This window comes from Pseudomonas sp. GM84 (assembly GCF_000282535.1).
Lineage (GTDB): Bacteria > Pseudomonadota > Gammaproteobacteria > Pseudomonadales > Pseudomonadaceae > Aquipseudomonas.
Genome location: NZ_AKJC01000248.1, coordinates 1 through 6,543 on the forward strand (window position 1 = coordinate 1; position 6,543 = coordinate 6,543).

The 6,543-nt window shown below is 64.5% G+C and carries 5 protein-coding genes; 2 read left to right on the forward strand and 3 right to left on the reverse strand.

Annotation, left to right across the window (positions count from 1 at the left end; translation table 11 throughout):
- Positions 1-19 precede the first annotated feature (19 nt).
- Positions 20-919 carry a bestrophin family protein gene (locus tag PMI38_RS19665; protein ID WP_008097623.1) on the reverse strand — a complete coding sequence of 300 codons (900 nt, stop codon included), beginning with the start codon at positions 917-919 and terminating at the stop codon, positions 20-22.
- 20 nt (positions 920-939) lie between these two features.
- Positions 940-1,944 carry a GTP 3',8-cyclase MoaA gene (gene moaA / locus PMI38_RS19670; protein ID WP_008097625.1) on the reverse strand — a complete coding sequence of 335 codons (1,005 nt, stop codon included), beginning with the start codon at positions 1,942-1,944 and terminating at the stop codon, positions 940-942.
- A gap of 302 nt (positions 1,945-2,246) precedes the next feature.
- Here moaA and PMI38_RS19675 point away from each other — a divergent pair, with 302 nt between their 5' ends.
- Positions 2,247-4,577, forward strand: a complete 2,331-nt coding sequence (locus tag PMI38_RS19675; protein ID WP_008097626.1) for an FdhF/YdeP family oxidoreductase — start codon at positions 2,247-2,249, stop codon at positions 4,575-4,577.
- 119 nt (positions 4,578-4,696) lie between these two features.
- Here PMI38_RS19675 and PMI38_RS19680 read toward each other — a convergent pair whose 3' ends face one another.
- Positions 4,697-5,158: an Lrp/AsnC family transcriptional regulator gene (locus PMI38_RS19680; RefSeq protein WP_008097628.1), complete on the reverse strand. Its 462-nt coding sequence runs from the start codon at positions 5,156-5,158 to the stop codon at positions 4,697-4,699.
- Positions 5,159-5,283: 125 nt separating this feature from the next.
- On the opposite strand from PMI38_RS19680, the gene PMI38_RS19685 reads away from it, so the two are divergent.
- Positions 5,284-6,468, forward strand: a complete 1,185-nt coding sequence (locus PMI38_RS19685) for a trans-sulfuration enzyme family protein (RefSeq protein WP_008097629.1) — start codon at positions 5,284-5,286, stop codon at positions 6,466-6,468.
- The last annotated feature ends 75 nt before the right edge of the window (positions 6,469-6,543 follow it).

The following is a 6,543-nucleotide window of genomic DNA, read 5'->3' on the forward strand; positions in this document are numbered from 1 at the left end:
CTTGCCGGCGATAGGGCCTTCAATTCAGCACATGATCCACCGGCGCCAACACCGGTGGCAGCGGCTCCACCCCCAATGCCCCCAGCACATCACGCTCGACCGTGCGCACCATGGCATCCATCGGCAGGTCGTTCTCGTCCCGCCCGAACGGGTCCTCAAGCTCGTTGCCAATCGCATCCAGGCCAAAGAAGGTGTAGCCGACGATGGTGGTGAACAGCGGTGCCAGCCAGCCCAGCGGCTCGGCCAGGGCGAATGGCAGCAGCAGGCAGAAGATGTAGATGGTGCGGTGCAGGAGCAGGGTGTAGGGGAAAGGCAGCGGCGTCCCCTTGATCCGCTCGCAGGTGGCCTGTACCTCGGTCAGGCCGGCCAGGCGCTGCTCCAGCAAGGTGTAGCGCCATTCGCTGATGCCTTGCTGCTCGACCAGGCGTGAACATTGCTCGCCTATCTCGCGCAGGATGCCGTCACAGACGTTGTGCACAGCCATTGGCGCCGCGTCGCCCAGCCACGGCCTTGCGGCGCTCACTTCGTCTTCGCTGCGCAACCGCGCACTCAGCGCATGGGCAAACCCGCACAGGCTGCGCAACAGCTGGTCGCGCAGCTGGGCATCGGCGATCACCACGCTTTCGCGGACGAACGAGCGGGTTTCGATGATCAACTTGCCCCAGGCCTTGCGCCCTTCCCACCAGCGGTCGTAGCAGGCGTTGTTGCGAAAGCTCATGAAGATCGACAGCGACAGGCCGAGCAAGGTGAAGGGCGTGGCACTGACCGGGTAGAAGAATGCCGGGAAGTGACGTTCGACCAGCACGATCAGCGCAGCCAGCAAGGTGACCATCAGGCAGCGCATGGCGATGCGCTTTACGATCGATCCCTTGAGGGTGAACAGAACACGCAGGACATCGGGATGGGGGTGGACGATCATGGAATTCCAATGGCAGCGGGTCAGCCGCCGGTCATGTTCATGAAGCGCAGGATCTGCACATCGCCACCCACTTCGAAGTGGTGGCGGTAGGGCTTGAGGTGCAACGAGTCGCGGATGGCTTTTTCCAGACGCTCGGCATTGCCCGGGTGAGCCCGCAGCACTTGCTTGAGGTCCATCGAATGTTCGTTGCCCAGGCACAGCAGCAGGCGACCTTCGACGGTCAGGCGCACGCGGTTGCAGGTGGCGCAGAAGTTGTGGCTGTGCGGCGAGATGAAGCCGACGCGGGTGTTCGCGGCTTCAGCCAGGCGCCAGTAGCGTGCCGGGCCCTGCGACGACTCGGTCGACTCGATCAAGGTGAAGTGCTCGGCCAGGCGCGCGCGCACTTCATCGCTGGAGCAGAACGACTCGCCGCGCTCATGCTCGCTGATCACCCCGAGCGGCATTTCCTCGATGAAGGTGATGTCCAGTTCGCGGTCGATGGCAAAGCGCACCAGGTCGACCAGCTCGTGGTCGTTGCGGCCCTTGAGCACCACGCAGTTGAGCTTGATGCGCTGGAAGCCGGCACGGCGTGCGGCGTCGATGCCGGCGATCACCTGCTGCAGGTCGCCGGTGCGGGTCAGTTGCTTGAAACGCTCGGCATCCAGGCTGTCGAGGCTGATGTTCAGGCGCGACAGCCCGGCATCGAACAGCGGTTGGGCCAGGCGCCCGAGTTGCGAGCCGTTGCTGGTCATGCACAGTTCGCGCAGGCCGGGCAGGGCGGCGATACGCCCGCACAGGTCGACGATGCCCTGGCGCACCAGCGGCTCGCCACCGGTCAGGCGGATCTTGCGGGTGCCCAGGGCGACGAAGCGCTCGGCCACCTGGAACAGTTCTTCGAGGCTGAGGATCTGCTGGCGCGGCAGGAACTGCATGTCCTCGGCCATGCAGTAGACGCAACGGAAGTCGCAGCGGTCCGTCACCGACATCCGCAGGTAGTCGATTTTGCGGTTGAAGCCGTCGATCAGGGGGCGGCTGGTCTGTTCCACTTGGGCGCTCGGCAGGGTTGGGGTGTTAGGTTCAAGCTATTACCTGCCGGCCCCCTCGTCAAATTGCTTTGCCCGACTGTTCGATCAATATCCTCTATCACGGCTGCAGCCCTTGTATCCCGAAGCCTTGATCGCGTTACCCGCGACTTGAAAAACGCCCGCATCAAACCGTGATCGACGCGGTTTATCACGCCGTAAGCCATATCGATTGGACGGCTCTGCACCGCCCTCCCTAGGCTGGAAAAAAGCACCGGGCCACGACCCGCTGCATCTTTTACACGCCCGCGTGAGGATTTACCCGCATGAGCCAGGACCAACACATCAGGGACTACAAAGGCCCCGCCGCCGGCTGGGGCGCGCTCAAGAGCGTGACCAAGAGCTGGCTGGGCAGCGAGAACGCCTTCAAGAACCTGCGGGCCATGCTCAAGACCAACCAGAACGGCGGCTTCGACTGCCCGGGCTGTGCCTGGGGCGAGTCGCCGGAAAGCGACATGGTCAAGTTCTGCGAGAACGGCGCCAAGGCGGTCAACTGGGAGGCCACCGGGCGTTCGGTGGACCCCGCCTTCTTCGCCAGGTACAGCGTCAGTGCCCTGGCCGAGCAGACCGACTACTGGCTTGAGTTCCAGGGCCGTCTGACCCACCCCATGCGCTACGACGCCGCCACCGACCATTACGTCGAAACCACCTGGCAAGAGGCGTTCGCCCTGGTCGCCCGGCACCTGCAGGCGCTTGACTCGCCCGATCAGGCCGAGTTCTACACCTCGGGCCGGGCCAGCAACGAGGCGGCGTTCCTCTACCAGCTGTTCGTGCGCGCCTACGGCACCAACAACTTCCCCGACTGCTCCAACATGTGCCATGAAGCCAGCGGCGTGGGCATGTCGGAAACGCTCGGGGTAGGCAAGGGCACGGTGGTGTTTCATGACCTGGAGCTGGCCGACGCAATCTTCGTCATCGGCCAGAACCCCGGCACCAACCACCCGCGCATGCTCGAACCGCTGCGTGAAGCGGTCAAACGCGGTGCTCAGGTGGTGTGTTTCAACCCGCTCAAGGAGCGTGGCCTGGAGCGCTTCCAGCACCCGCAGCACCCGTTCGAAATGCTCAGCAACGGCTCGGAACCGACCACCAGTGCCTACTTCCGCCCGGCCCTGGGCGGCGACATGGCGGCCATGCGCGGTATCGCCAAATACCTGCTGCAGTGGGAGCGCGAGGCCCAGGCCAAGGGCGAGCCGGCGGTGTTCGACCATGCCTTCATCGCCGAGCACACCAGCGGCGTGGACGCCTACCTGGAAGCGGTGGACGCCACCGCCTGGGAGCATATCGTCGAGCAATCGGGCCTGACCCTGGCCGAGATCGAGCTGGCCGCGCGCATGTACCGCAAGGCCGAGCGGGTGATCATGTGCTGGGCCATGGGCGTGACCCAGCACCGTCACTCGGTGGCGACCGTGCAGGAAATCGTCAACCTGCAGCTGCTGCGCGGCAACGTCGGCAAGCCGGGTGCCGGCCTTTCGCCGGTGCGTGGCCACAGCAACGTGCAGGGCGACCGCACCATGGGCATCGACGAGAAACCCAGGGCGGCGCTGCTCGATGCCCTGGAAAAACGTTTTCACTTCCGCGTGCCACGTGCCCACGGGCATAACGCGGTGCTGGCGATCAAGGCCATGGAGGAGGGGCGGGCCAAGGTGTTCATCGGGCTCGGTGGCAACTTCGCCCAGGCCACGCCGGACACGCCACGTACCCACGCGGCCCTGCGCAACTGCGCGCTGACCGTGCAGATCTCCACCAAGCTCAACCGCTCACACCTGGTCACCGGCCGCGATGCGTTGATCCTGCCCTGCCTGGGCCGCACCGAGATCGACCTGCAGGACGACGGCCCGCAGGGCGTGACCGTGGAGGACACGTTCAGCATGGTGCACATCTCCCACGGCCAGCTTCGCCCGCGTTCGCCGCACCTGCGTTCGGAACCGTGGATCGTGGCCGGCATGGCCAAGGCCACCTTGGGCAACAAGCCGATCGACTGGGAATATGCGGTCGCCGATTACAGCCGTATTCGCGCGATGATCGCCGATGTCATCCCGGGCTTCGCCGATTTCAACGAGCGCCTGCAGCATCCGGGTGGGTTCCACCTGGGCAACAGCGCGGCGCAACGCAATTGGCGTACTGCCACCGGCAAGGCGCGCTTCAGCCCGAGCCCGCTGCCTGAGCAACTGGTCAATGCCAAGGTGTTGGCGCGGGGCGACAAGCCAGACCTGATCCTGCAGACCATGCGCTCGCATGACCAGTACAACACCACGCTGTACGGGCTCGATGATCGTTACCGCGGGGTGTTCGGCTTGCGTGAGGTGGTGTTCGTCAGCGAGGCGGATATCCGTCGCCTGGGCTTCGAGCCGGGCGAGCACGTGGACCTGGTGTCGCTGTGGGAGGATGGCGTGGAGCGGCGGGTGTCGGGGTTCCGACTGGTGCCTTACGACATTCCGGATGGGCAGGCGGCGGCGTATTACCCGGAGACCAATCCGTTGGTGCCGTTGGACAGTTATGGGGAAGGGACCTACACGCCGACTTCGAAGTTCGTGGCGATTCGGTTGGAGAAGGCCAAGGCGGGGAACCGGATCGAGGCGGTGCTGACTGCTGACTGATGTGTAGTCTGTGCCGGCCTCTTCGCGGGACAAGCCCGCTCCCACAGGTACATCACGGGCCTTGAAGACTGTGCAGGTCTTGTGGGAGCGGGCTTGACCCGCGAAGAATCCAGCACCGATCAGGAGCGATGCACCGGATAGGCCGTGGTGTACTTCATCTGCTCCATGGCAAAACTGGAGGTGATGTTGGAAAGCCCATCGGTACTGGTAATCAGCTTCTTGTAGAACCGGTCATACGCGGCAATATCCCCCACCACCACCCGCAGCATGTAGTCCCAGTCCCCGGACATGCGATACACCTCCATCACCTCTTCGAACCCCGTCACCGTCGTGGCGAACTGCTCCAGCCAGGCGCTGTCGTGGCGCTGGGTCTTGAGCTGGACGAACACCGTCAGCCCCAGCCCGAGGCGCTCGGGGTCGAGCAGGGCGACGCGGCCAACGATGTAGCCGTCTTCTTCCAGGCGCTTGACCCGTTTCCAGCAGGGCGTGGTCGAGAGGTTGACGGCTTCGGCCAGGTCCTTGAGCGAGACCGAGGCATCGCGCTGGAGCAGGGTAAGGATGTGCTGGTCGAAGCTGTCCATATCGATCGGGAACCGGTAAGAAAAATATTCCCCAGCCTACCTCAGCATTAGAAAAATTTCCTGCCGGGGTGGGCGTTGTCGCGGCCCGTGGTTGTGCGATAGTTGCAGCCTTACCCTCACTGCCAATGGGCCTGACCATGTCCGACAAGCCGCGCAATTTCGCCACCCTAGCCATTCACGCCGGCGAGCAGTCCAGCGTCGCCGACAATGCGATCTTTCCGCCGATCTACACCGCTAGCTCCTACATCAAGCGCAGCCTGGACGATAACCCCGAGTACGCCTACAGCCGCGTCGGCAACCCCACCCGGCATGCCTACGAAACCTGTGTCGCAGCGCTCGAAGAAGGCGTTGGCGCGGTCGCTTGCGCATCCGGTGTGAACGCCACGGCCACCGTGCTCGAGCTGCTGCCCAAGGATGCCCACGTGGTGGTGATGAACGGTGTGTATGGCGGCACCTTCCGCATCCTCGAAGACTACCGTGGCCGCACCTCGGGCCTGACCACCACCTACGTCGACCTCAACGACCTGGAGGCCGTGGCCGCAGCGATCAGGCCCGAGACCCAGCTGATCTGGATCGAGTCACCGACCAACCCGTTGCTGCACCTGGTCGATATCAAGGCCGTCTGCGACCTGGCGCGGGCGCGTGGCATCCTCACCTGCATCGACAACACCTTCTGCTCGCCCTGGAACCAGCGCCCGATTACCCTCGGCGTGGACCTGGTGATGCACTCGGCCAGCAAGTACATCGGCGGCCACTCCGACCTGACCGGCGGCGTGGTGGTAGCGGCCAACGACGCGCTGCTGGCGCGCCTGCGCAAGATCAGCATGGCCGTCGGCGCGATCCAGGGACCGTTCGACTGCTACCTGGCGCTGCGCGGGTTGAAGACCCTCGATGTGCGCATGGAGCGCCAGTGCGCCAACGCGCTGCAGGTGGCGCGCTTCCTCGAAGGCCACCCGCAGGTGGAGCAGGTCTATTACCCGGGGCTGGAAAGCCACCCGCAGCATGCGCTGTGCAAGCGTCAGATGCGCGCGGGCGGGGCGGTGGTGGCGATGAAGGTCAAGGGTGCTGACCGGGCGGCGCTCAACCGCCTGGTGGAGGCCTTGCGGATCTTTGTCCTGGCCGACTCGCTGGGAGGGGTTGAGAGCATGATCAACCACTCCTGGAGCATGTCGCACAATTCCTTGAGCCCGGAGCAGAAAGGGGCGATGGGGATCGGCGAGAACCTGCTGCGGCTGTCGGTGGGGATCGAGGATTACCGGGATCTGATCGAGGATCTGGATGGGGCGTTGAAGGCTTCGGCTGGGGTGTGAGGGCTGCTGGCCCTATCGCTGGCAAGCCAGCTCCCACAGGAACATCACAACCCTTGAGGCTTGCGCTGTACCTGT